This window comes from Anaerobacillus sp. 63XJN7_5_ISO-PGPR-S23-430, from assembly GCF_056173695.1.
The window spans coordinates 332,182-358,186 of the sequence record NZ_CM149686.1 but is presented as its reverse complement, the minus strand read 5'-3'; the positions used below and the strand labels follow the sequence as shown (position 1 = coordinate 358,186).

At 42.7% G+C, this 26,005-nt stretch carries 26 protein-coding genes and 1 riboswitch; of the genes, 3 read left to right on the top strand and 23 right to left on the bottom strand.

All coding sequences use genetic code 11. From position 1 onward, the window contains the following. Positions 1-37 precede the first annotated feature (37 nt). From AC0VYJ_RS01975 to AC0VYJ_RS01950, 6 genes are all read right to left on the bottom strand, one after another. Entirely contained in the window at positions 38-1,285 is a 1,248-nt protein-coding gene (locus tag AC0VYJ_RS01975; RefSeq protein WP_430242472.1) for a CamS family sex pheromone protein, read from the bottom strand. A 13-nt stretch (positions 1,286-1,298) separates the two neighbouring features. Then, a complete protein-coding gene (gene ligA / locus AC0VYJ_RS01970) occupies positions 1,299-3,299 on the bottom strand; it encodes an NAD-dependent DNA ligase LigA (protein ID WP_475366389.1) in 2,001 nt (666 codons plus the stop codon). Between the two features lie 25 nt (positions 3,300-3,324). Continuing rightward, positions 3,325-5,547 carry a DNA helicase PcrA gene (gene pcrA, locus AC0VYJ_RS01965; RefSeq protein WP_430242469.1) on the bottom strand — a complete coding sequence of 741 codons (2,223 nt, stop codon included), beginning with the start codon at positions 5,545-5,547 and terminating at the stop codon, positions 3,325-3,327. Positions 5,548-5,610: 63 nt separating this feature from the next. Then, positions 5,611-6,300 carry a heptaprenylglyceryl phosphate synthase gene (gene pcrB / locus AC0VYJ_RS01960; RefSeq protein WP_430242468.1) on the bottom strand — a complete coding sequence of 230 codons (690 nt, stop codon included), beginning with the start codon at positions 6,298-6,300 and terminating at the stop codon, positions 5,611-5,613. A 506-nt stretch (positions 6,301-6,806) separates the two neighbouring features. After that, positions 6,807-7,103: a YerC/YecD family TrpR-related protein gene (locus AC0VYJ_RS01955; RefSeq protein WP_136948324.1), complete on the bottom strand. Its 297-nt coding sequence runs from the start codon at positions 7,101-7,103 to the stop codon at positions 6,807-6,809. A 158-nt stretch (positions 7,104-7,261) separates the two neighbouring features. Beyond that, on the bottom strand, positions 7,262-9,007 hold the full coding sequence (locus tag AC0VYJ_RS01950; protein ID WP_475366388.1) for an adenine deaminase C-terminal domain-containing protein: 1,746 nt from the start codon (positions 9,005-9,007) through the stop codon (positions 7,262-7,264). Positions 9,008-9,094: 87 nt separating this feature from the next. Between AC0VYJ_RS01950 and AC0VYJ_RS01945 the strand changes: the two genes are divergently transcribed. Both AC0VYJ_RS01945 and AC0VYJ_RS01940 read left to right on the top strand, forming a co-directional pair. Continuing rightward, the gene (locus tag AC0VYJ_RS01945; RefSeq protein ID WP_226616410.1) at positions 9,095-9,340 is read left to right on the top strand and encodes a YgaP family membrane protein; all 246 of its coding nucleotides are present in this window, start codon (positions 9,095-9,097) and stop codon (positions 9,338-9,340) included. A 68-nt stretch (positions 9,341-9,408) separates the two neighbouring features. After that, positions 9,409-9,510 (top strand): EYxxD motif small membrane protein, encoded by a 102-nt coding sequence (locus tag AC0VYJ_RS01940; protein ID WP_337957775.1) that lies wholly within the window; start codon positions 9,409-9,411, stop codon positions 9,508-9,510. Here the strand turns inward: AC0VYJ_RS01940 and purD are convergent. From purD to AC0VYJ_RS01870, 14 genes are all read right to left on the bottom strand, one after another. Continuing rightward, a complete protein-coding gene (gene purD, locus AC0VYJ_RS01935) occupies positions 9,488-10,756 on the bottom strand; it encodes a phosphoribosylamine--glycine ligase (protein WP_475366387.1) in 1,269 nt (422 codons plus the stop codon). The genes AC0VYJ_RS01940 and purD overlap by 23 nt on opposite strands. Positions 10,757-10,771: 15 nt before the next feature. Next, positions 10,772-12,310, bottom strand: coding sequence for a bifunctional phosphoribosylaminoimidazolecarboxamide formyltransferase/IMP cyclohydrolase (gene purH, locus AC0VYJ_RS01930; protein WP_475366386.1), 1,539 nt, complete (start codon positions 12,308-12,310; stop codon positions 10,772-10,774). Positions 12,311-12,342: 32 nt separating this feature from the next. Further along, a complete protein-coding gene (gene purN, locus AC0VYJ_RS01925) occupies positions 12,343-12,903 on the bottom strand; it encodes a phosphoribosylglycinamide formyltransferase (RefSeq protein ID WP_430242457.1) in 561 nt (186 codons plus the stop codon). After that, a complete protein-coding gene (gene purM, locus AC0VYJ_RS01920; RefSeq protein ID WP_475366385.1) occupies positions 12,900-13,940 on the bottom strand; it encodes a phosphoribosylformylglycinamidine cyclo-ligase in 1,041 nt (346 codons plus the stop codon). Before purM ends, purN begins: the two co-directional genes overlap by 4 nt. 15 nt (positions 13,941-13,955) lie before the next feature. Then, on the bottom strand, positions 13,956-15,368 hold the full coding sequence (gene purF, locus AC0VYJ_RS01915) for an amidophosphoribosyltransferase (protein WP_475366384.1): 1,413 nt from the start codon (positions 15,366-15,368) through the stop codon (positions 13,956-13,958). Further along, complete coding sequence (gene purL, locus AC0VYJ_RS01910) at positions 15,344-17,569, bottom strand: phosphoribosylformylglycinamidine synthase subunit PurL (protein WP_475366383.1); 2,226 nt, start codon at positions 17,567-17,569, stop codon at positions 15,344-15,346. The genes purF and purL overlap by 25 nt, the downstream gene beginning before the upstream one ends. Continuing rightward, positions 17,553-18,236, bottom strand: coding sequence for a phosphoribosylformylglycinamidine synthase subunit PurQ (gene purQ / locus AC0VYJ_RS01905; RefSeq protein ID WP_303533656.1), 684 nt, complete (start codon positions 18,234-18,236; stop codon positions 17,553-17,555). The genes purL and purQ overlap by 17 nt, the downstream gene beginning before the upstream one ends. After that, complete coding sequence (gene purS, locus AC0VYJ_RS01900) at positions 18,233-18,484, bottom strand: phosphoribosylformylglycinamidine synthase subunit PurS (RefSeq protein ID WP_098446125.1); 252 nt, start codon at positions 18,482-18,484, stop codon at positions 18,233-18,235. Before purS ends, purQ begins: the two co-directional genes overlap by 4 nt. Further along, on the bottom strand, positions 18,472-19,197 hold the full coding sequence (gene purC, locus AC0VYJ_RS01895; protein WP_475366382.1) for a phosphoribosylaminoimidazolesuccinocarboxamide synthase: 726 nt from the start codon (positions 19,195-19,197) through the stop codon (positions 18,472-18,474). Before purC ends, purS begins: the two co-directional genes overlap by 13 nt. Before the next feature lie 22 nt (positions 19,198-19,219). After that, complete coding sequence (gene purB / locus AC0VYJ_RS01890; protein ID WP_194222440.1) at positions 19,220-20,512, bottom strand: adenylosuccinate lyase; 1,293 nt, start codon at positions 20,510-20,512, stop codon at positions 19,220-19,222. A gap of 25 nt (positions 20,513-20,537) precedes the next feature. Continuing rightward, positions 20,538-21,650 (bottom strand): 5-(carboxyamino)imidazole ribonucleotide synthase, encoded by a 1,113-nt coding sequence (purK, locus tag AC0VYJ_RS01885; RefSeq protein WP_475366381.1) that lies wholly within the window; start codon positions 21,648-21,650, stop codon positions 20,538-20,540. Continuing rightward, positions 21,647-22,132, bottom strand: a complete 486-nt coding sequence (gene purE, locus AC0VYJ_RS01880; protein ID WP_475366380.1) for a 5-(carboxyamino)imidazole ribonucleotide mutase — start codon at positions 22,130-22,132, stop codon at positions 21,647-21,649. The genes purK and purE overlap by 4 nt, the downstream gene beginning before the upstream one ends. 142 nt (positions 22,133-22,274) lie before the next feature. Continuing rightward, positions 22,275-22,376, bottom strand: a riboswitch (purine riboswitch). 78 nt (positions 22,377-22,454) lie between these two features. Beyond that, entirely contained in the window at positions 22,455-22,649 is a 195-nt protein-coding gene (locus tag AC0VYJ_RS01875; RefSeq protein WP_475366379.1) for an NETI motif-containing protein, read from the bottom strand. 3 nt (positions 22,650-22,652) lie between these two features. Then, entirely contained in the window at positions 22,653-23,180 is a 528-nt protein-coding gene (locus AC0VYJ_RS01870) for a DUF2179 domain-containing protein (protein ID WP_194222444.1), read from the bottom strand. Between the two features lie 235 nt (positions 23,181-23,415). Between AC0VYJ_RS01870 and AC0VYJ_RS01865 the strand changes: the two genes are divergently transcribed. Next, the gene (locus AC0VYJ_RS01865; RefSeq protein WP_194222445.1) at positions 23,416-23,859 is read left to right on the top strand and encodes an Hsp20/alpha crystallin family protein; all 444 of its coding nucleotides are present in this window, start codon (positions 23,416-23,418) and stop codon (positions 23,857-23,859) included. Positions 23,860-23,913: 54 nt separating this feature from the next. Here AC0VYJ_RS01865 and AC0VYJ_RS01860 read toward each other — a convergent pair whose 3' ends face one another. The 3 genes from AC0VYJ_RS01860 to ureG are packed head-to-tail and all read right to left on the bottom strand — an operon-like array spanning position 23,914 to position 25,988. Next, entirely contained in the window at positions 23,914-24,546 is a 633-nt protein-coding gene (locus AC0VYJ_RS01860) for a HoxN/HupN/NixA family nickel/cobalt transporter (RefSeq protein ID WP_475366378.1), read from the bottom strand. A gap of 18 nt (positions 24,547-24,564) precedes the next feature. Further along, a complete protein-coding gene (locus tag AC0VYJ_RS01855; RefSeq protein WP_475366377.1) occupies positions 24,565-25,374 on the bottom strand; it encodes an urease accessory protein UreD in 810 nt (269 codons plus the stop codon). Beyond that, positions 25,371-25,988, bottom strand: a complete 618-nt coding sequence (ureG, locus tag AC0VYJ_RS01850; RefSeq protein ID WP_194222448.1) for an urease accessory protein UreG — start codon at positions 25,986-25,988, stop codon at positions 25,371-25,373. The genes AC0VYJ_RS01855 and ureG overlap by 4 nt, the downstream gene beginning before the upstream one ends. Positions 25,989-26,005: the final 17 nt, after the last annotated feature.

Genomic DNA, 26,005 nt, shown 5'->3' with positions numbered 1-26,005 from the left:
AACCCTCTCAGTGTCCTTACACTGAGAGGGTTTTTGTTTATTGATAAATATGAACAAACGGTTCTTCTTCGTTAGGATCTTTCACAATCATACTTTCCGTTTCTCCGTTATTTGTAATGTAGATGGAGACCGGAAGCTCCTGAGGAAATGTATCATTTCGTTTCTTGACAAGACCGTTTACGAACTGTGTAAACGAAATGACCTCCGCTTTACTATAGAATTGAATTGGTATTTCAACCTTCAATTGTGTAAGCTCATCCTGTTTATAGAACCCGGTGCCAATGACACCAACAAAGTTTGGAAAGAAATCCTGGATTTCACGCGTGAAATCATCAAACTTCTCTGCTTCAGCAGGATACTCGTCGGAGGCTGCGGAAGAAGGAAAAGCAACGTACTTCTCATTCAAATCCTTCCATGAATCTGGGCTGGATTTCCCCTCTCCTACAATCGTGCTCGCCACAAAGTTTCCTGGGACAACTGATTGTCTTGGTTGCTCTAAAAACAGAGTGAACATGATAGGTACGTCATGCTCAGCACGAATTTTCTTCACAATTGGTTCAATCGATTCCTTCGCCTTAGAAATCACTTCTTCTTTCCCTAGTTTCACTGAACCAGTATATTTCAAGCCATTCTCATCAAGAACAGAGTAAGGATATTCAGAATAAAGCGATAAGGCAATCGAAATTCCGCCTAGTTGTAACTCGTCATCTTTGTTTTGAACATAGTAATCTTGTTCATGTATATAAGATAAGAATTTAGGGTTTTTCTTCTCTGCTTCAATTACTTGCTCATAATTAGCAGGATTTTCTTCCACTCCGAGCTGTGGATTAAGTCCCTCATTTACTTCCTTCTCTTTATCTTTTTCAGCTTCTTCTTTCGTTACACCATTATCTCGATACAGCCAGCTATGAATTTGCTCTGTATCAAAAAGCTGCCCTTCTTTAAAGAAATATTTCTCAGGATCAAATTGCTCTTGAGAAAGTCTGATTAAACCCATCTCAAGCGCATCAACATCGAGACGGTTATCAACGCCAGCCGTGATTAATCCCCTAACTTGTGAAGTATCAAGAGAATTCTTATCCCCATCCTTCTCAAGTACTGAACGATAATACGTTTCAGATGTTTTGATATCTTCACTAACAATCATTTCTTCGCTATCTTCGCCTTCTGAATCATTCACTTTCACTGTATCATCCTGATCGCCCTTCATAAAACTTGGAACACAACCGGATAATACGAGCGAAAGGGCCATGATACTAACGATGAACGTTTGCTTCTTTGGCATTACTTCCCTCTCCTCATTCGTTTAACTCTTCAAGGAACCTGTTCTCACTCCACACGTCAATGCCAAGAGACTCTGCCTTTTCAAGCTTAGAACCAGCATCTTCCCCTGCAATGACAAGATCTGTGCTCTTACTTACACTACCTGTCACCTTTGCGCCTTGTTCTTCAAGCTTCTTCTTTGCTTCCCCGCGACTCAACTGTTCTAACTTACCAGTGAGTACAATTGTTTTACCCGCAAACACGGAATCAATGTCTTCTACCGCAACTGGCTTAGGTCCTTTATAGGTCATATTAACGCCAGCTTCTTTTAATTCTTCAATTAGTTCATGCACTTCTTCGTTTTGAAAATATCGCACAACAGAATCAGCCATTTTCTGTCCCACTTCATTAATTGCTTCAAGATCTTCTATATTTGCTTGAACAATACTGTCCATAGAGCCAAATTGTTGTGCAAGAGTTTTCGCAGCTTTTGCACCGACATGGCGTATCCCCAGACCAAACAACAGTTTTTCTAATGAATTATTCCTTGAGACGCTTATCGCCTCAAGAAGGTTGGAAACTGACTTCTCACCCATTCGCTCTAACTCAATAAGTTGATCGTGTGTCAGCTGATAGATATCTGCTACATCATGAATTAATTCCTCACGAAACAGCTGAGTAATCACCCGTTCACCTAGTCCATCAATATTCATTGCATTGCGTGAAACAAAATGAATGAGTCCTTCACGGAGCTGAGCTGGACATTTTGGATTAATGCATCGAAGTGCGACCTCTTCTTCTAATCGAACGAGATCACTATCACATTCAGGACACTTCTCAGGCATAGAAAATGCTTTTTCTTCACCTGTACGACGGTCTTCGAGAACAGAAACAACTTCAGGGATAATGTCTCCTGCTTTTTTCACAACGACATAGTCTCCAATTTTAATATCCTTCTCACGAATCAGATCCTCATTATGAAGAGATGCTCGCTGTACGGTTGTCCCAGCAACAAGCACTGGTTCTAAAACAGCCGTGGGAGTGACCACACCAGTTCTGCCCACATTAAGCTGAATATCCAAGAGCTGCGTTACAACCTCTTCAGCAGGAAACTTGTATGCAATGGCCCATCGTGGACTTTTCGCAGTAAATCCTAGCTCCTCTTGTTGATTGAGGGCATCTACTTTCACAACAATCCCATCGATCTCGTATGAAAGATCAGGACGTTTCTCTGACCAACCACCGATGTAATCAATAACATCATCAATCGTGTTACATCGCTTCCATTCTGGATTGGTTTTGAATCCTAGCTCTTTGAGAAAATCAAGGCCATTTGAATGTGAACTAATTTCCCTGCCTTCAACCGTACCTACACCGTATACAAAAATAGACAAGTTGCGGCTAGCAGCAATCTTTGGATCAAGCTGGCGAAGAGAACCAGCCGCTGCATTTCGAGGATTTGCAAATAAATCCTGATCGTTCTTCTCACGTGCTTCATTTAATTTCATGAAGGATGGCTTTGGCATGAACGCCTCACCACGCACCTCCATGCTAACATTCTCGCTTAAACGAAGTGGGATAGCTGGAATGGTTTTCAAGTTCTGAGTAATGTCCTCTCCTACCGTGCCATCCCCACGTGTGGCTCCACGCACAAGAACTCCATCTTCATAAATAAGTGAAACGGCAAGACCGTCTATTTTTAACTCGCATACATACGAAAAGTTTTCGCCAATTCGATCACGTACACGTCGGTCGAAGTCCTTCAAGTCCTCTTCACCAAATGCATTACCAAGGCTTAGCATAGGTACTCTGTGTTCAACTTTTTGAAAGCCTTCAAGCGGCGGGCCACCGACGCGCTGAGTTGGAGAATCTTCCGTTTTAAGTTCAGGATTCTCTTCTTCCAGGTTAATTAATTCATTCATCATCCGATCATACTCGGCATCAGGAACGGTCGGCTGATCTAGAACGTGGTACTCGTAATTGTACTGATTTAAGAGCTGACGAAGCTCTTCGATGCGCTTTTGCTTTTCTTCCATCGTCAAACCTCACCTTCTAAAATGACTATTGCTTTTCAATAGGCGCAAACTTCGCTAACAAACGCTTAATTCCTACCGGGTTAGGGAAAGCAATATCAAGCTCAGTCGAGTCACCCTCACCCTTAACGCTAACGACCGTACCAACGCCCCATTTGCGGTGACTTGCTTTATCTCCTACTTTCCAATCGAGTGAATCTCCACCCGTTGAAGTAAGTTGAGGACGTCTAGGCGTCTTTGGAGTAGCAGGTCTTGAAGAAGGTCGGGAACTAGTTCCACCAAACGGTGTAGCTGGCTTTTCTTGACCTTGCTTCTCAAGTAATTCTTCTGGTATCTCTCCTATGAAGCGGGACACAGGATTCGCGTTTGTTTTTCCGTAAAGTGTTCTAAGACGAGAATTTGTTATGAAAAGCTCTTCTTCTGCTCTTGTAATACCGACATATGCTAGACGACGCTCTTCTTCCATCTCCTCTTCCTCAAATAGGGAACGACTATGCGGGAATACTCCTTCTTCCATCCCAATGAGGAAAACAACAGGAAATTCCAAACCTTTTGCTGAATGGAGCGTCATAAGTGTAACAGCTTCCTTCTGCTCACCTTCATCCTCATCTAACTTATCGATATCTGCAACGAGCGCAAGGTCTGTTAGAAAAGCGATTAGGCTTTTATCTTCACTTGCTTTCTCAAATTCTTGGGTAACAGAAAGAAATTCATCAATGTTTTCAAGTCGTGTTTGTGATTCGATTGTATTCTCGTTTCTTAACGCATCACGATACCCTGACTTATCAATTACTTCCTCAACAAGTTCAGATACGGCTAGGTATTCCTGCATTTGTGACCAGTTTGCCATTTGATTACCAAATGATTTAAGAGTTTTAGTGAAACGAGCGCTTAACCCGATCTGCTCGACTTCTTGAAGAGCTGTAAAGATAGAAATATCCTGATTAGCCGCATATTGTGCTACCTTGTCCATTGTCGATGCACCAACACCACGCTTTGGAACATTCACAATTCGAAGTAAGCTAATATCATCATCTGGATTAGCAATGAGACGGAGGTATGCTAGAACATCTTTAATCTCTTTACGGTCGTAGAACTTTGTACCACCGACAATGTTGTAATGGATGTTCGACTTATTTAAAATTTCCTCAATCACACGCGACTGGGCATTCGTACGATAAAGAATCGCTATTTGTGAATTCGTTCGCTGTCCGCTATTCACCATATCAAGGATTTTCCCTGTTACGAAACGGCTCTCATCATGTTCATCGTTTGCCTGATAGTAAGTAATATGTGGCCCATCATCATTATCCGTCCAAAGCTTTTTAGGCTTTCTGTTCGTATTATTTTCAATAACTACATTGGCCGCTTGTAGAATTTTCTTAGTTGAACGATAGTTTTGCTCAAGGAATATCGCGCGTGCACTTGGATAGTCCTTCTCGAAGGAAAGAATGTTCTGTATGTCCGCACCACGCCAGCGGTAGATCGACTGATCAGAATCACCTACTACGCAAAGGTTCTGATATTTCTCAGCCATGAGTTTAACAAGGATATATTGTGCTTTGTTTGTATCTTGATACTCATCAACATGAATGTACTGAAATTTACGCTGATAAAACTCGAGTACTTCCGGCACCTTTTTGAACAACGTGATCGTCCGCATAATCAAATCATCAAAATCAAGCGCCTGGTTTTTACGAAGCTGTTTCTGATATTGCTCATATGCATCAGCAACAACACTTTCGTAAGGCCCCTTTGCATTAGCTTTATAATCTTCAGGGGTTTCGAGTTCATTTTTTGCAGAGCTAATACTGCCAAGAATCCCTCTAGGCTCAAATTTCTTTGGATCTACGTTCTGCTCTTTCAAGATCTTCTTAATAACAGTCAGCTGGTCCCCAGAATCAAGAATGGTGAAGTTGCGGTTAATCCCAATCCGATCACCGTCTCTTCTTAAAATACGTACGCACATTGAGTGGAATGTCGAAATCCAAATATCTTCCGAGACTGGTCCCGTAATCGAATTCACTCGTTCTCTCATTTCTCGCGCCGCTTTATTCGTAAACGTAATCGCAAGAATATTCCAAGGAGATACCTGTTTCTCCACAAGAAGATACGCAATACGATGCGTCAGCACTCTCGTTTTTCCACTACCTGCTCCAGCCATAATTAAAAGCGGTCCATCCGTGTGCTTGACCGCTTCTTGTTGTTCGGGATTTAGCCCGTTTAGTAACTTATCAACTATTCGTTGCATGTTTTCGCACTCCTCACAAACGTATGTTCTTGTTTCTTATTTTACCTGATCGACAGGAGAGAATCAATTTCCTTTCACAGCAGCAACAGTTTTTATCGCCTGCTTCATATTATCGTATATGACGTTCCCGACAATAATCGTATCTGCAGAAGCTGCCATTTCTTTCGCTTTCTCAGGAGAGTCAATTCCGCCACCATAAAAAAGTTGCGTATCGTCAAGAACCTGGCTCACTTTCCGAACAAGTTCTGCATCTCCATATGTTCCGCTATATTCCACATAAAAAATGGGCAGTTTGAACATTTTCTCTGCCATACGAGCATAAGCAAGAACATCAGCTTCATCTAGATTAGTATGAGCAGAAGTTAACTGAGCAACCTTAGAATCCTGGTTTAAAATACAATACCCTTCCATCACAATTTCATCCCAGTTCATGATTTCGCCAAAATCTTTCACAGCCTCATGATGTAATCCGGTCACCCAACGGCTATCTTCCGTATTCAACACTGTCGGAATAAAATAAAAATCAAATCCTGGTGTCACTGCCTCAACAGTGGATACCTCAAGAGCACATGGTACCGCGTAGCGGCGAATTCTAGCAAGTAAATCTAAAGTCCGATCAAGCGTAACGCCATCACTACCACCAACAATCACCGCATCCGTCCCAGACTCACAAATCGCCTCAAGATCATAATCCTCTATCTCCTTATTCGGATCCAGCTTAAACACATGCTTCCACTCTCGAAAATCAAACATCCTAACCCTTCCTCCCACTTTTCCTCATAAATTGGATTATATCAAAGAATACATGAAAAGCGGAAGTGGGCGTTTAGACTCGAATGGCACTGGAACCTTTCAAATTGGACACGTTCTTTGTGTTCAAGGTGAAAGGTGAAGTGACCGAGAGTCTGCCCACTACAGCTGGATCTACGAAAAGCGGAAGTGGGCGTTTAGGTCCGACAAGCGCTGGGGGCATTTCATTTGAACACGTCCTTTGTGTTCGGATGAAATGGTGAAGCGATCGAGGACCTGCCCACTGCAGCTGGATCACCTAAAAGCGGAAGCGCCCGTTTAGCCCCCACAAACATCTGCAACCATTTAAAATCCATAATTCCGCGATTTCCTCGATAATTCCGCGATAATCTCATTTTATCCGCGAAATCGATCATTATTTCCGCGATTTCTCAAATATATCCGCGTAAAGGCAAATATCCATCAACACGCCAACCAAAACAAAAATGAGCCGGAAGCCGGCTCATTTTCTACTCTTTATTGTGAACACGATCAAGCGTCATTTGATAGCCATCGTTTCCATAGTTCAAGCTGCGCTTTACTCTGGAAATCGTTGCGGTGCTTGCGCCTGTTTCTGTTTCAATTTTATGATACGTAAACCCTTCACGTAGCATTCTTGCTACTTCCAAACGCTGAGCAAGCGATTGTATCTCATTTACAGTCGCTAGATCATCAAAGAACAAATAGCATTCTTCAAGATCTTTCAATGAAAGAATCGCTTCAAAAAGTTGGTCAAGTGTCTTACCTCGAAGTTTATCAATTTGCATTCTAAATCCACTCTCCTTACTTAAGTATGTTTCGTCTATATGTTGCATTCTGTAACGTTCATCTTGATGTGCTATTTTTACAGCTTTATATTCATTTTAACAATTCAACCGAATAAAATCATGCACTTCACTCCGTTAAGAGGTTACTTTGTTATAGTTTAACGCATTATCGAAGGAAAAAGTACCATTTTCCTTTTCACATCATAAATTCCTTGCTGCGTCAATCGAATAAAAGGTAAATGTGTTGAAGAAAAGAACAACAAGCTATAAACGGGATCTTTATATAAGTAGCCCCTATCTTCTAGTTCTTGTATCATTCTCTTTTCAACTTTGATTAGTTCTTCAAGTGGAAGATCAGACATTTTGCCCATGAGAGGAAGTTTAATTTCGGATATAACTTCTCCATCTTCTACAAGAGAGATCCCCCCACCAATTTCATTTATTCGATTAAAAGCTGTCATCATATCCGCTTTATTTTTCCCAATCAGAATAAAATCACCCGTATTCGAAAAGCTGCTTGCAAATCCTTTCACTTGATTAGCGAAGCCTTTAATGATCGTATTTACACGCCATTTCCCTTCACGACTGAGAAGCATCATAAAGCTTTCATCAGAACCTGAAGGTAACTCTTCAACTGACGTTTCGACAGATAGATTATAAGGCTTTGTAATAACAGCATTCACCATTTCAATTCCTGCCGGACCAGAGAAAGTTAAATCGTTTGATTGGATTTCCCACGAATTATCAAGTGGAGAAAGTCCATGATCTTCCCAATCAAAAGACCAATCCTGTTCTACTTCATCACGATCACGCTTTAACCATTTTCCACGCGCTAGAACAGAGACAGGGAGCGGATCTTCTTTTGATGCAAGAATATTAATGTGAGCCACTCTACCCGGTGCTATCATACCATGCGTATCGCTTATACCGTAATGGTTTGCGACATTATATGACACCATAGAATACGCATCTTCTGAAGGGACTCCTTTCTCAAGTGCTATTGCAATTAACTTGTCCGTTGTGCCATTTTCCAGGAATGAAGGCGTTGATCCATCTGTATTCATCATAACGCGGTCAAAGGAAGTAACTCCTTTTTTCAGCAATGATTCGAGAATGACAGGTAGATCAGGTCTTATCGAAGAATAACGGAGTGACGTCATCATACCCATCTCTAAGCGACGCAGCGCCTCCTCTCCTGTCATCGCTTCATGATCACACGAAACGCCAAGAAGCCCCATCTTCGTTAATGTTGCGAGAGAAGCACCAGGGAGATGTCCTTCCACTGGTTTACCGAGTCTTCTCGTCTCCTGCATCCATTCTAAAATTTCATCATCTCCCCCGAGAACATCAGGCCATGCGGTAAGCTCTCCACCCTGTATCACAAGTGGGTGTGCCAGCCATTCCTTCATATTTTTATTCGTAATGGCCTCCTCATCGAGAAGCTGTGTTTGTGAATCATATCGCGCCCACCAATACATCGAAACGGGATACTGATCTAAATCCTCAATCAATGTAAGCGCTTTCTCTTTTGTCAAACCTAGAAGGAATAAAAGGTTATCATTCATCATTGTTGTTGTTCCCCGCTGAGATGCATATCGCGCAAGCGTAAGGGGATTATATAGTTGAAATGGATGTGCATGTGGTTCAATATAACCTGGCACGAGATATTTCCCGTAACAATCAATCCACTCAGTTGACGGGTGCTTTTCAGGAAGATCATCGCCTACGTACACAATACGATCTTCATATACCCATATATTCGATGTAACCCATTTTTTAAGTCCATTATTTAAATATGTTGCATTGTAAAAAACGATCGATGGAGGCAGTTCTCCAGACACTACTTGAACGTGTTGTCGTAATTGCTGCTTTGTCCATAAATTTTTTCGTTTTGCCAAAACCATCACCCGCTTCAAGAAGTTTTCTTTATTTTAACATAATTTCGACACATTGCTACTTTAGATTTGTGAATGAAGAAAGGAGTTTTTCAATTGAAGCCAAACATTAGTATGATGAATGCCTTTGTTCGACTAGCTACCGGATTCACACTTCTTGCTTATTCAACCGCAAAGCTTTCTAAAGAAGAATCCAAATCAGCCTGGATAATCGCCGCAATCGGTGCCATGAAAGTAGCTGAAGGACATACGAGGTATTGCCCCATCGTTGACCTCATGACCCCCGATGAAAAACTTGATCCAGATGAAACGGCACTTGAAAGAGTGATTAATCCTTCTTAACGTTTTCATAAAAAAACTTCCCTGCATTCAGGGAAGTTTCATCTACCTTATCAAAAGGAGGTCTATTTATGCTCGAGTATATAACAGATACATGGTTAATTTATACGATGATTATTGGAAGTATCGTTGCGATTGCGTTCGCCTACATTAGGAAGAAACGTGTGAAATAGCGCGATGCCCAATGTCTGTTCGATAGAAGCCTTCCGTTACTTTTACATTTTCTAATTCTTTATATACCACCTGACTCGCTTCTCTCAAATCATCACCTGCAGAAGCAACAAGTAGTACACGACCTCCGTCTGTTACTAGCTTTCCACCGATTTGTTTTGTTCCGGCATGAAAAACAAGAGACTCTGATCCAACCTGATCAAGCCCAGTAATCGCCTTGCCTTTCTCATAGCTACCTGGATAGCCACCTGAAGCAACGACAACACCAATAACGGACTGTTCGCTCCATTCAAGCTTAGGTGTTTTACCCTCGAGGAGATCAAGGACAGCCTGGACGAAGTCTGATGTCATTCTAGGGAGAACGACTTGCGTTTCTGGATCACCAAAGCGCGCATTAAATTCAATCACTTTCGGTCCATCAACTGTTAACATAAGGCCAGCATAGAGAATTCCGGTAAAGGAGCGGCCATCTGATTTCATTCCTTTTGCTGCAGGACGTAAAATCGTCTCAACCGCATGATCCACAGTATCTTGAGAAATTTGCGGAACAGGAGAATAGGCTCCCATCCCTCCTGTATTTGGACCCTCGTCACCATTGAAAGCACGTTTATGATCTTGAGAAATAACAAGTGGGTAAACACGATCACCTTCGACAAGAGCCATTAAAGAGAATTCCTCACCCTCTAGAAATTCTTCTACTACAACACGTTCACTAGCAGCACCAAACTGATTGTTCTCCATCATGTCATGAAGGCTTTCGAGTGCTTCCTCCAGTGACATTGCCACCACAACACCTTTACCTGCAGCAAGTCCATCTGCTTTTAGGACGATTGGCGCACCGACTTTTTCAACATAAGCTTTCGCTTCGATATAGTCAGTGAAGGACTTAGAAAATGGGGTAGGAATGTTATGCGCAACCATTAATTCTTTGGCGAACGTTTTACTTCCCTCAATCAAGGCTGCTTCCTGTCTTGGGCCAAATACACGGAGTCCTTCCTCCTCAAAGCGATTTACAATACCGTCGAGAAGAGGTTGTTCAGGACCAATAAGCGTTAAATCAATGTTTTCCCTTTTTGCGAAGGCAACAAGTTCCTCATGATCACTCTCTTCAATTGCCACAAGCTGACTAACATCTGTCATACCTGCATTACCAGGAGCGACAAAGACTTGATCAACAAGGCTGCTTTCCGCCGCTTTCCATGCCATTACATGCTCGCGGCCACCGCGACCAATTACCAATACCTTCACTCGAAAAACCTCCTCTTAATGTTTAAAATGACGAATGCCAGTAAAGACCATTGTAATGCCATATTCATTCGCTTTCTTGATGGAGTCCTCATCGCGAATGGAGCCGCCAGGTTGAATAATAGCTGTTACACCAGCGCGACCTGCTGCTTCAACAGTATCATCCATTGGGAAGAAAGCATCTGAACCCATAACTGATCCCTTGCTCTTCTCACCTGCTTGCTCGATGGCAATATTCGCAGCACCGACACGGTTCATTTGTCCTGCACCAATTCCAATCGTTTGGTCATTCTTCGTTAGAACGATAGCATTTGATTTCACATGTTTAACAACTTTCCATGCTAACTTCAGTGCTTCCCACTCTTCTTCTGTCGGCTCACGATCGGTTGGAACCGAAATATCAGCTTCATCGAATCCATAACGATCACGCTCTTGAAGTAAAAGGCCACCATTTACGGAAGTTAACTGATGTTCAATCGCAGGAGAGGCAGAAACATCAAGCTTCAATAAGCGAAGGTTCTTTTTCTTGGTTAACATAGCTAAAGCTTCTTCAGTAAACGAAGGTGCCATAATAATTTCAAGGAAAATTTCTTTTAACTTAAGCGCTGTTGCTTCATCCACTTCACGATTAATCGCGACAATCCCACCAAAAATCGAAGTGGAATCAGCTTCATATGCTTTTTGATAAGCTTGTACAACCGTTTCACCAGTACCAACTCCGCACGGGTTCATATGTTTCACAGCTACAACAGCCGGCTGATCAAATTCCTTCACAATATTAAGCGCCGCATTGGCATCGTTAATATTATTGTAAGAAAGCTCTTTACCATTTAACTGCTCTGCTGAAGCAAGTGAAGCTCCAGTATATAAAGGTTTTTTGTAGAAAACAGCTTTTTGATGGGGGTTTTCACCATAGCGAAGCGTTTGTTTCCTTTCAAATGTTACCGTAAGTGACTCAGGCTCTTCTTCTCCTGATTGAGCAGTTAAATATTCCGAAATCACAGCATCATATGAAGCTGTATGGCGAAATACTTTTGCAGCAAGCTCACGACGAAGAATTCCGGTTGTATCACCATTTTCTTCAACTTGTCGCAAAACGCGATTGTAATCAGAAGGATCCACTACAACTGTTACGTCCCGATGATTTTTTGCAGCAGAACGAAGCATCGTCGGTCCACCAATATCAATATTTTCAATCGCTTCTTCATAAGTAACATCAGGTTTTGCGATTGTTTCCTGGAAAGGATACAAATTCACAACAACAAGATCAATTGGCTTGATATTAAGATCATCCAACTGTTTCTGATGAGCTTCATTATCACGCACAGCTAGAAGACCACTATGTACGTTTGGATGAAGGGTTTTTACGCGACCATCGAGAATCTCTGGGAATCCAGTTACGTCCGAGATGCCAATCACGTCTACACCAGCTTCTTCTAGAGCACGCTTTGTCCCCCCTGTTGAGATCACCTCAACCCCTTTGTCCGCAAGTCCTTTTGCAAATGCTGTAATATCTGTTTTATCAGAAACGCTAATCAACGCACGTTTAATAGCCATAATGATTCCTCCTACTACCTTTTGTTTTTTTCCTAAAGAAGGGAACGGATGACGGCAGGGTATAAAAGATGCTCTACTGCCTGGATTTTATTTGCCAGGTCATCCTTCGTGTCCCCCTCATCAATCCGAACACTGTCTTGATCAATGATTTTTCCGGTATCCATTCCCTCATCCACGAAATGAACGGTTACGCCAGTGATTTTAACACCTGCTTCAAATGCTTGTCCGATTGCGTCCTTTCCAGGGAAAGAAGGAAGAAGAGATGGGTGGATATTCACAATTCTTCCTTCGAAGCCTTGAAGCAATGTTGGACCGATTAACCTCATATAGCCTGCGAGAATAATCCACTCAACACCAGCATCATGTAACTGCTGAAGAATAAATGTTTCAAAGTCAGCTTTCGATTCATACGATTTAGGATAAAAGGAAAGGACAGGAATGCCAAAGCGTTCTGCCCTTTTTTCAACCTTAGCTCCAGGACGATCACAGACTACGAGGGCCACTTCTGCTTCAAGCTGCCCCTTTTCAATCGCTGCGGCAATCGCTTCAAAGTTCGAGCCGCTCCCAGATGCGAATACGGCTAGCTTCTTCACGACAAGTCACCGCCTCCGAATTCGATTCCTTCTCCCTTTACAACGCGTCCAATCATATAAGCACGCTCACCATCCTGCTCAAGTGCTTTGATGACATTAACCGCAACATCTTCTGGAACAGCAAGGACCATCCCGATACCCATATTAAATGTTGTAAACATTTCCTTACGAGCGAGACTCCCCTTCTTTTCGATCAAATCAAAAATAGGAGGAACCGGCCATGAACCATAATCAATTTGTGCAGCCAGCCCTTCAGGAAGCATACGCGGAATATTCTCTTCAAAACCTCCACCTGTAATGTGTGCAATCCCATGAACAGTGTTAGATTGAAGAACATTTAGAACAGGTTTAACATAGATACGCGTCGGTGTCAGCAAAGCATCTCCAAGGGTCATACCAAGTTCGTCATATGACGCTTTCAAATCCATATCATTATCCTTGAGAAGCACTTTACGTACAAGGGAAAAGCCATTACTATGAATACCGTTTGATGCAAGGCCAATGAGAACATCGCCTTCTGTCACATTCTCTGTTGTAATCAACTGAGACTTCTCTACAGCGCCAACTGTAAAGCCAGCAAGGTCATAATCATTCTCTTGGTACATGTCAGGCATTTCAGCTGTTTCACCACCAATAAGAGCACACCCTGCCTGTGAACAGCCTTCTGCAACGCCTTTCACAATTTGTTCGATCCGCTCTGGTGCAAGCTTACCTGTTGCAATGTAATCCAAAAAATAGAGCGGTTCTGCGCCTTGTGCGACAACATCATTTACGCACATCGCAACACAATCAATCCCAATTGTATCGTGCTGATCGAGTTGGATCGCAAGCATGAGCTTCGTGCCTACTCCGTCCGTCCCTGAAACGAGAACTGGCTTCTCATAATTGAGTTCTGACAGATCGAACATGCCACCAAAGCCACCAAGCCCTCCTATAACTCCCTTACGCATCGTTTTTTTTACATGCGGTTTGATCCGATCTACCGCTTCATAACCTGCTTCTATATTAACGCCTGCCTGCCTGTATGCTTGTGCCATAACGGCCTCCTTCAGTTAGACTTTTTCGTAAGGATGTACGGTATCAGGATAAATTTCAGTCGGATAATTTCCTGTAAAGCAGCCAAGGCATTGACCGCACGATGAGCCGTCTTCTTCTCTTCCAATCGCTGTGGTCATCCCATCCGTTGTCAGGAACGTCAGAGAATCGGCTCCAATTTCTTCACACATCTCATCTACACTCATCTTCGCCGCTATTAATTCACCCGAATTGGATGTATCAATGCCGTAGTAGCATGGGCTAATAATCGGTGGCGCACTGATTCGAACGTGAACTTCTTTTGCCCCCGCTTCTCGAAGCATCGTCACAATTCGTCTGCTAGTTGTACCACGTACAATCGAATCATCGACAATAACAACACGCTTACCTTCAACAACTCCTCGAACAGGCGAAAGCTTCATTTTCACACCACGTTCTCTCAACTCTTGAGAAGGTTGAATAAAGGTTCTGCCAACATAGCGGTTTTTAATTAATCCCATTTCATATGGAATACCAGATTCTTCCGCATAGCCAATTGCTGCTGAAATACTTGAGTCCGGCACTCCGGTTACAATATCTGCCTCAATCGGGGCTTCTTTAGCGAGTTGCTTACCAAGCTTTTTACGTGCTGTGTGAACGTTAATATTCTCAATGTTACTATCCGGTCTAGAGAAATAAATGTATTCCATTGAGCAAATCGCACGTGAGATTGAAGACGAGAACCTCTCTGATTCAAGTCCGTTCTCACTAATAATCAAAAGCTCACCAGGCTGTACGTCACGAATATATTCCGCACCGATTAAATCAAACGCACACGTTTCTGAAGCAACAACGTAAGCCCCTTCTAAAATACCAAGTGATAGTGGTCTTAAGCCATGTGGATCTAGCGCCACCATCATTTCTTTCTCTGTCATCATAATAAAGGCATAAGCACCCTTCACCATTGTAAGAGCATTCTTAACCTTTTCACGCTGACTCAAGTAGCCGCTTCGTTTAATAAGATGAGCCAATACCTCTGTGTCTGATGTCGTCTGAAAAATGCTTCCTTGTCCTTCAAGCTGATGCTTAAGAGCATTCGCATTTACAAGGTTTCCGTTATGCGCAAGCGCAAGGCCACCGTTCTGAGAGCGGAAAACAAGAGGTTGAACATTCTCATACCCGCCTCCACCCGCTGTCGAATATCTCACGTGACCAATGGCTCCATTACCTTCAAGCTGATCAAGATCACCAGGTCCAAACACATCATTCACTAATCCAAGTCCTTTATGATTATAGAGGCGATCACCGTCAGTTGTGACAATGCCCGCTCCCTCCTGGCCACGATGCTGTAAACTATGCAGTCCGTAATACGTTAGCGAAGCAGCATCAGGGTGACCCCAGATACCAAATACGCCACACTCTTCATTTAAGCCTTTGATTTCACCAAACATGGAATAGCTCCTTTCCAGGCTGCTTCAAGCTCTTGAACCGGAGCATCGAAGATATGTGTTTCATCTTCGTGCATAATCGTTAATACGCCAGTACCGGTTACTTCACCGATCAGCTTCGCTCCTGTACGCTGCTCAAATGCCTGCTGATGTTCCCCCTTGATGGTTACAAGAAAACGAGATTGTGTTTCACTGAAAAGATCTGTTGTCGTATCTCCGTCAATCCGTACATTCGCACCAAATTCTGTTCCAATGAGCGATTCCGCAAGTGCAACACTAAGGCCACCTTCTGCGAGGTCGTGAGCTGATTCAACAAGTCCATCTTGAATCGCTGTTAGAAGTTGGTTTTGACGTTCTTTTTCAATTTCAAGATTAAGTGTAGGAGCTTGACCTGAGATCTTACCATCAAGATACTTTTGAAGCTCACTACCGCCAAAATCTTCTCCCGTTTCACCTAGCAAATATATTAAGTTTCCTTCTTCTTTAAAGGCTTGTGTTGTCACATGATCTAGATCGTGGACAAGGCCAACCATTCCAACAACCGGTGTTGGATAAACAGCGATGCCGTTTGTTTCATTATAAAGTGAGACATTCCCACCAATAACTGGTGAGTTCAGCATACGACACGCTTCACTCATTCCGTCTGTCGCTTTCTCAATTTGCCAGAAGATCTCTGGCTTCTCTGGGTTACCGAAGTTTAAGCAATCTGTAATCGCTAGTGGCTCGCCACCCGAGCAGACAATGTTACGCGCTGCTTCTGCAACTGCAATTTGACCGCCTACTTCAGGATCAAGATATAAATAACGGGAATTACAGTCCGTCGTCATCGCTAACCCTTTGTTCGTTCCACGCACTCGAACAACAGCCGCATCTGACCCAGGTGCCACAACTGTATTTGTTCGCACCATATAGTCGTACTGATCAAAAACCCATTCCTTACTTGAAATTGTCGGCTGACTTAACAAGGTATAGAGCATTTCCTTCGCGTCTTCCACATTTGGAATTGGCTTATGAAGCTGCTGATTTTCAATATAATATTCTGGGATACGAGATGGTTTGTGATAAACAGGTGCTTCCTCTGCTAATGCATCGACAGGAACGTCCGCAACGACTTCTCCTTTATGAAGGAGACGGAATCGCTTATCTTCCGTTACTACACCAACCTCTTTCGCTAAAAGACCCCAGCGATCTGTTATAGCTTTAATTTCATCTTCATGACCTTTTTTCACAACAACGAGCATACGCTCCTGAGATTCAGAAAGCATCATTTCGTATGGCGTCATTCCTTTTTCACGCTGTGGCACTTCATCAAGATTCATTTCAAGTCCCATGCCTGCCTTACTCGCCATTTCGGAAGCTGAAGACGTTAGTCCAGCTGCTCCCATATCTTGAATACCGACAAGTGACTCGCAGTGAACAAGTTCAATGCATGCTTCAAGCAGAAGCTTTTCCATGAATGGATCACCAACTTGAACGGCAGGACGCTTTTCGTCAGAAGCATCTGTCAATTCTTCAGATGCGAAGGTTGCGCCGTGGATCCCGTCACGTCCCGTGCTCGCGCCAACGTACATGACCGTGTTCCCAGCTCCTGATGCGATCCCTTTCTGAATGTCTTTATGATCAATTAAGCCAACACACATCGCATTTACAAGAGGATTTCCATCGTAAGAAGAATCAAACTGAACTTCCCCACCAACTGTTGGAATACCAATGCAATTTCCGTATCCTGCAATTCCGGCTACAACTTCCTCAAAAAGATACTTCACTTTTGGATTGCTCAGCTCTCCGAAACGAAGTGAGTTAAGAAGGGCAATAGGACGTGCCCCCATCGAAAAGACATCACGGATAATGCCGCCAACTCCTGTTGCAGCACCTTGATACGGCTCGATAGCTGACGGGTGGTTATGGCTTTCAATCTTAAATACCACCGCCTGTTCATCACCTATATCAACGATTCCGGCTCCTTCACCAGGACCTTGAAGAACACGCTCACCCGTAACAGGGAATTTTTTTAACACTGGCTTTGAATTCTTGTAGCTACAGTGCTCCGACCACATAACAGAAAATAGCCCCGTCTCCGTATAGTTCGGTGTACGGCCGAGAATCGCTTCCACCATACCGAACTCGTCATCTGTTAAACCCATCTGACTATAGAGCTTTTGGTCTTTAATCATCTCAGGTGTTGGTTCATGCATGTGTGACATGGGATTCCCTCCAGTTACGTAGTATCGATTTAAATAGATTTAATCCATCTGCACTTCCTAAAAGCTCATCTACAGCTCGTTCAGGGTGAGGCATCATCCCGAGGACATTGCCCTTTTCGTTTACGATTCCAGCTATATCTTCCACTGATCCGTTCGGATTATCCGCGTATGTGAAGGCAATACGGTTTTCATTCTTCAGCATAGTAAGTGTTGTTTCGTCGCAATAGTAGTTACCTTCACCATGTGCGATTGGAATCGTTATTTCTTCTTCTTTTTCATAAGTTGAAGTGAACATTGTTTCATTGTTTTGAACGCGAAGTGTAACCGGTCGGCACATAAACTTCAAGTTCTTATTTCGTTTCATCGCTCCTGGTAACAGACCTGCTTCCAAGAGAATTTGGAATCCATTACAAACACCCAGAATTGGCTTCCCTGCTTCAGCTGCCTTCACGACCTCAGTCATAATCGGTGCAAAGCGTGCAATGGCACCACTTCGAAGGTAATCTCCGTAAGAGAAACCGCCTGGGAGAAGGATCGCATCATAGTTTGCTAGATTTTGCTCATCGTACCGGACATAAACCGCTTCTTCTCCAAGCTCATCTTTGATGGCGTGATACATATCCACATCGCAGTTAGAACCCGGGAACACAATCACCGCAAATTTCACTGTGCGACTCCCTCCTCGATTTCGTAGGTGTAGTCTTCAATAACCGTATTCGCAAGAAGCTTTTCGCAAATTTCTTTAATTCGCTGATCCAGGTTTTCCGTATCTTTCACTGTGAGTTCCATGTATTTCCCGATCCGTACGTCTTCCACTTCATGATACGAAAGACTGTGCAATGAATTCTTTACGGCACTTCCTTGTGGATCTAGAACACTTTCTTTTAACGTTACATAGACTTTTACTTTGTACATGATTCGGAGCCCCCCAGGCGAGTTAAAATTTGTTCGTACGCTTCTGTCAAATTTCCAATATCTCTTCGAAACACGTCTTTATCTAGTTTCTCATTCGTTTTACTATCCCATAAGCGGCAAGTATCTGGAGAGATTTCATCCGCCAACATAATCTTGCCTTCCGGTGTTACACCAAACTCTAATTTAAAATCAACGAGCTTTACGTCACGCTCAAGGAAGTATTCGCGTAATAGCGTATTGATCTTTAACGCGCGTTCTTTTAATTCTTGAACAGTTTCTTCTGTTGCAAGTTCAAGTTCTAACACATGATCAAGCGTAAGAAGAGGATCACCAAGGTCATCATTCTTGTAATAAAATTCAACGATCGGCTGTTTTAGTAACTTCCCTTCTTCCACACCCGTGCGTTTGGAAAAGCTCCCAGCTGCGATGTTTCGAACAACCACTTCGAGTGGAATGATCGAAACGCGTTTCACAAGCTGTTCAGTAGAAGAAAGCTTTTCAATAAAATGACTTTTGATTCCAGCACTTTTTAAATAATCAAAGAGCAGGCTTGTAATTTCATTGTTCAGGCGACCTTTGCCTGTAATTGTTGCTTTCTTCTCCCCGTTATAAGCGGTTGCTGAGTCTTTATACTCGACCCAGACAACCTCCGCTTCATCCGTTGCATAAATTCTCTTCGCTTTTCCTTCGTACAACAATGTTTGCTTTTCCATGGTGATCCCCTCCGATGCTTAATTAAAGTCCGAGACGTTCAAAAATCATATCCACCGGCTTTAGGTGGTAATTGTAGTCAAAGCAATCTTCAATTTCTGCTTCACTCAGCTGATCTGTAATCTTAGGGTCAGCTTCAACAAGCTCTCTAAATTGAATGCCTCTTTCCCAAGCATCCATTGCTTTTGGTTGAACAAGATCATAGGCAGCTTCACGTGCCATCCCTTTATCAATAAGAGAAAGAAGAACGCGCTGGCTATAAATCAAGCCGTATGTTCTTGTCATGTTGCGCTTCATGTTCTCAGGGAAGACCGTTAGTTTCGAAACAATTCCTGCAAAACGATTCAGCATATAGTTGAGCGCAATCGTTGCATCCGGAAGAATGACGCGTTCTGCTGATGAGTGAGAAATATCACGTTCGTGCCAAAGAGCAACGTTCTCGTAAGCTGTCGTCATATAGCCACGAATCACACGCGCCATGCCAGTCATGTTTTCAGAACCTATCGGGTTACGCTTATGCGGCATAGCTGATGACCCTTTTTGTCCTTTTGCGAAAAACTCCTCTACTTCACGCGTTTCGCTCTTTTGTAGACCACGAATTTCAACAGCAAACTTTTCAATGGATGTTGCCACAAGTGCTAGAGCCGACATGTAATGAGCATGACGATCGCGCTGAAGTGTTTGGGTTGAAATCGGTGCTGGTTGTAAGCCAAGTTTTTCACAAACATACTGCTCGATAAATGGATCGATGTTGGCATATGTTCCAACTGCACCAGATAGTTTGCCGAAACGAACGTTATCTGAAGCTGTTTTGAATCGTTCAAGGTTACGCTTCATTTCTTCATACCATAGCGCCAATTTCAGACCAAATGTTGTTGGTTCTGCGTGAACACCGTGCGTTCTTCCCATCATGACCGTGTATTTATGTTCCTGCGCTTTAGCCTTTAGGACTTCAATGAACTTCTCAATGTCTTTAATCAGAAGGTCGTTCGCTTGATTCAACTGATAAGACAGTGCTGTATCAACGACATCCGTTGATGTTAAACCGTAGTGAACCCATTTCCGTTCTTCTCCAAGCGTTTCAGATACCGCTCTTGTGAATGCCACAACATCATGGCGCGTTTCCTCTTCAATTTCGTGAATGCGATCGACATTGAACCCGGCATTTTCACGGATCTTTTGTACATCTTCTTTTGGGATAATGCCAAGTTCTGCCCACGCTTCGCATGCTAGGATCTCGACTTCAAGCCACGCGTTATAGCGGTTTTCTTCTGTCCAAATGGCTCCCATCTCGGGGCGGGTATAACGTTCAATCATTGTAAGTCCTCCTGGTCTCTTGTCTTTACTGCCATAACTTCCATAAGTTCATTCGCTTAATTGCTTCTTCTGTTGAAGGTGCAAGAAAGTTAATGTGTCCCATCTTCCGATTAGGCTTTGCTTCGTCTTTCCCATATAAATGAAGCTTTGCATCACCGAGCTCTTCTATACTGTCCATTAGCGGTGTGATGTGCTGACCGAGCAAATTTCCCATGACAACCGGCTTTAGAAGTTCAGTGCTTCCAAGTGGTAGTCCACATATTGCTCGAATATGCTGTTCAAATTGCGAAGTCTCACATGCCTCCATCGTATAATGGCCAGAATTATGTGGTCGTGGTGCAAGCTCATTTACATAAATCTCATTATCTTTAAGAAACAGCTCAACTGCAAGTGTACCGACAAGCTGTAGGGTATTTGCAATCTTCTTTCCGACCTCATCCGCTTTCGTTATGACCGCTTCGTCTACTCGAGCTGGAACGATGGTTTGATGAAGAATGTTGTTCACATGAACGTTCTCACCTACAGGGAACGTCGTTGTTTCCCCAGTTACGCTGCGTGTCACAATCACTGACAATTCTTTTTGAAACGGTACCCAACTCTCCAGAATGCAAGGTACATTAGGAAAAGAGAGAGCTTCAACATCATTTTCTGTTTTTAAAACCCACTGGCCTTTTCCATCGTAACCACCAGTACGTGTTTTAAGGACTGAAGGGAGACCGATCTTCTCGAGCGCACCCTTGAGATCTTGATGAGAATCGACTGCTTCAAAAGGTGCTACTTGAAGTCCCGACTTCTGAATCGCTGTCTTCTCAACATAGCGATCCTGCGTTACGCGAAGCAATTCTCCACCCTGAGGCATATACGCATTTTCTTCCAACCACTTTGCAGTATCGTGTGTAATATTTTCAAATTCATAAGTGATCACATCACTTAAATCAGCTAGCTTACGAGCGCCATCCAAATCATCATATCCACTAACCACTTCATGATCAGACACCTGGCCACAGGGAGAATCTTTTTTCGGTTCGAGAACGGCGATTTGATAGCCCATCTCTCTTGCCTTTAACGCCATCATTCTTCCTAATTGTCCACCGCCTAGAATCCCAATTGTGCTACCGGGTAAAATGGTTTTCCTCATAAGCTGTCACTACTTTCGAGTACTGTTTCTTTCATCAGATTTCGATAGTCGTTAAGCTTCTTCTCGATCGTTTCATCAGCTGTACTTAGTATTTGCGCAGCAAGTAGTCCTGCATTTTTCGCTCCCGCTTTTCCAATCGCAACTGTCGCAACAGGCACGCCACCTGGCATTTGCACGATTGATAGAAGCGAATCTAATCCATTTAACGTCCGCGATTGTACAGGTACGCCGATGACTGGCAGTGTCGTTTTAGCAGCGACCATCCCTGGTAAATGAGCGGCACCACCTGCTCCCGCAATAATGACGTTCAAACCGCGTTCTCTTGCTGATTCTGCATATTCAAACATCAATTCCGGCGTTCTATGAGCCGAAACAACTTTTTTCTCAAATGGCACTTGAAGCTCCTCTAGTATGTCACAGGCATGCTTCATCGTATCCCAATCCGAAGTGCTCCCCATGATGACGCCAACTTTTGTGTTCATGCTATTCCTCCTTAAATGAAGGTGCTAATTAATCTAAATAGTGTGAAAATAACAGAAAAGCCCGAGATAGAATTCTTCTATTTACTTAGAAGAAGCTTCTACCTCGGGCGAAAACACATCCATCCTGTTCTGCGCATATGCAAAACACGACTTTCCCCCTCATAGTCCGACGATTCATGGTCGTCAGGTAGAAACTTATGGGCCTTATTCCCAAGATTATATGAGGTATCCTTTTTGCTCCTCTTACATAGTAACAAGAGCGACGTTCAACTGTCAACGAAAATCGAACGATGCGTTTTATATTTAGTCTAATGTTCGGTTTTTACTTTAACTTTCCTTCAAAAACAATTTTCTGACCGCATAGCTCAGGTTCTTTAGAACCCTTACCTTCTTTAAAGATTGGTTCTTCCCGGCGTCTTACGGGCATGTATCCTTCATCGTCCATTCGTTTTAAGCAGTCAGAAAGTGATTCATTTTCTTTAACTTCAAACTTCTTTTTCTTCGCTTTCTTTTCCATACATTACCTCCGAATTTTTCTAACCCAGAATCCACCCTGGAAGGTACGGGGCTCATAAGAGATAACGAAGGCTTTAGGATCAAGTTCCTCAATAGCCTGATAAAGCTTACGCTCCGATTTACGCGATGTTAGAACTTGCATGACAAGACGTTCTCCCTGACGCCCGTGCGCAAGATAATGTGTAACACCGTAACCGACATCTCTTAATTTATTGGGAATATCATCTTCAAGCTTTGTTGTGATGGCATTCACTGTAATATAACCAAGCGCAAGGTATTCTTCAATCTTCATCCCAACGATAATTCCTACACCAAAACCAAGGGCGTATGCAATAACGTTTTGAATTTGCCCTAGATTATCGAGGACGAGACCAAGCCCTACAACATATATCGCAATCTCAATTGTTCCTGTAACAGCTGCAAGGTATCGCTGACCTTTAAGTGTAAGTATCGTACGCATCGTGAGAAACGATACATAAAAGATATTAATAACAAAAATGGTCAAAACCATGCCAAGACCTGTATCCAGCATGTCCATCCTCCTTTTCCCTTATCGTTCAAACTCGAACTTTCCCTAGCATAACACGAGGAAACCTGAAACCGCATGCGATATTTATCGAATTAGACTAATAATTTTCGACTATTTTTTCCAAACTTCCCCTATATCTTTCCCATTCACTTCTCAAAAGGGTTTAAACCAGCAGTACGTTCTTTTAACATTCCACTTCTCGGTGCATATACTGGCAAAAAGCCCAGGAGGTGACCTCATGGGAGACCATTGGGGACAGATGTATGACTGGCGCAATAAAATGAATAAATTTATGGGAGATGATTTTTGGACGGATTTTCAGGATATGTTCGTATCAAATGGACCTCTTGTTAATCTCTATGAAGCTGGAAACGAACTCATCTGCACAGTTTATCTTCCTGGCATTAAGAAAATTGATGATGTTGACGTGTATATCCATTATCGGACACTTAAGGTAAAAGGCCAAACAGCGATGAACCTTAAAGGTTATCGTAATGTTCAGGAAGAATATAAGCACGGTCCCTTCGAACGCATCGTTGAGTTACCATTCCCCGTTCGTGAAAAACCGATTGATGCGAGTTATAGTAGGGGCATACTCTTAATTCATCTTCACCGACTTATTGAATCGAAGGAAGAGAAAAAACGATTAAAGATTAAAGACGTAGAATCAGATGAAACCTAAAAACAGAGACGATCGATAAGCGATATCGATCGTCTCTGTTTATTATGAATCACTTTATAAGAAGCTAAATAATCCATCAGTTATACCAATACGATAAATATAATAGAATCCAAACCCGACTGAGAGAATCCCAGTCACTTGAGTTAATCGATGGTTGAGCTTTAACTGCTTCCTCGTTGCGACGAACGGAAGTCCAAGAATGGTTGTAAACCCGAGCATACCAACACATGTCCCTACACCAAACACTAGTATATAGATAGCTCCTTGAAACATCGTTTCAACCGTACTCATCGTTAACAAAATCATCGCGGCACTTCCAGCTAATCCATGGATAAACCCGATCACTCCAGACTGTACGTATGTATGGTTTCCTTTCAATCCTGTACTTTCCGTTTTTGTACGTAAGGCTTTTATCCCTAGAAATACGAGCATAAATCCAACAATCATCTCAAGCAACATCGCCCATGTATCTGTTATCGTCGTATTGAAGAGAAATAGAAGGATTCCTACTAGGAAAAGCGTGGTGGTATGTCCAATCCCCCAATACACTCCAGCTAATGAAGATTTCCACAAACTACGCGTTTTACTCGCAATGGTCGATACGGCTATTACATGATCTGGTTCAATAGCATGTTTGATTCCAAGTAGAAATCCAATAACTAAAATTGATAATAAACTAGCGTCCATTTTTTCCTCCTGTATACACTACTTCCGCCAGGATATCGCACTCCTCTTGTAAATGGTGTTATGAATAAACGTTTCGATAGCAGCAAAAACCGTCTCAATATGTGCCGTTCGCTTCGCAAGAATTCGGAAACAGCACCCCGGAACCTGCAACAACGATATTCCGTAATGAGTATCACCGAACGAAGCAAGGTACTCTCTTAACTTCTCTATCCACTCTCCTGTTACGTTCGGATGAATAAAGTACAATGAACCGATATGGGTGTTCCCCTCTAACTGAAGCAACCTCTTCATATCTTCTTCAGGCTTCAACCGTAAATGATCATATACTTTGAGATTCTTATTCTGATAGATTTTCACCTTAGAGGTTACACACTCATAAGGAAAGAGGACGCCATCCTTTGACCATCCCGGCGTTACAATGTCTGTCAAAAAGAAAACAGCACTTTCATCCATGTGTACTTCTGTTTCTTGCGTAAAGCGAGCATCCCGATAAGCAATGAGCGGATCCAGCTTCATATGTAATTCACTATGCTCTTCTAATTTATAGAACGCTTTTTGTATAACTTGCTTATTTGGTGTTTTGTAAACCTTAGTGGAAGCCTGCGTTGTAACAGCTAACCTAGCCTTCTCCTTCACAAGAATTTCCGTATAATACGTATCACCGTCTACATATCCTCCACCTACATGGATCATTTGCAACAGAGGAAGTCCTTCCTCATTGTAAGTAGGGCGTGAAATCTTAAAAACACCGTTATAGTAAGCATCCGAAAGCACGGATTTCCCATATCGATCAGATGCTTCTAACTTGAGATAACCTGTATAGGTCACTGCTCAAGTCCTACAAAAAAGGCCTGCTCCTTAATCCACTGTACAACATCACTAACGCCAGTTTCATCCTTTAAGTTAGTAAAGAAAAATGGACGATCTCCTCTTGATTTCAACGTATCCTCTCGCATGATATCAAGATTGGCGCCAACATAAGGAGCAAGATCCGTTTTATTAATAATAAACAAATCCGACTTAATCATCCCCTGACCGCCTTTACGGGGGATTTTCTCTCCCTGCGCCACATCTATAATATAAATCGAAAAATCAACAAGCTCAGGACTGAAAGTTGCAGCTAGATTATCGCCACCACTTTCAACAAAAATGAGATCAAGATCTTCATGACGTTCATTCAATTCATCAATAGCAGCAAAGTTCATCGATGCATCTTCTCGAATCGCCGTATGCGGACATCCTCCTGTTTCTACGCCGATGATGCGGTCCGAAGGCAAAATCCCGTTCTTATTCAAAAACATCGCATCTTCTTTCGTATAAATATCATTTGTGATGACAGCCATACTAAATTCGTTATTCATTGCTCTTGTTAAGCGATCCACTAAAAGCGTTTTGCCAGCACCAACTGGTCCGCCAATTCCTATTCGTATGGGTTCACTCATTTTTCAATCATCCTTTC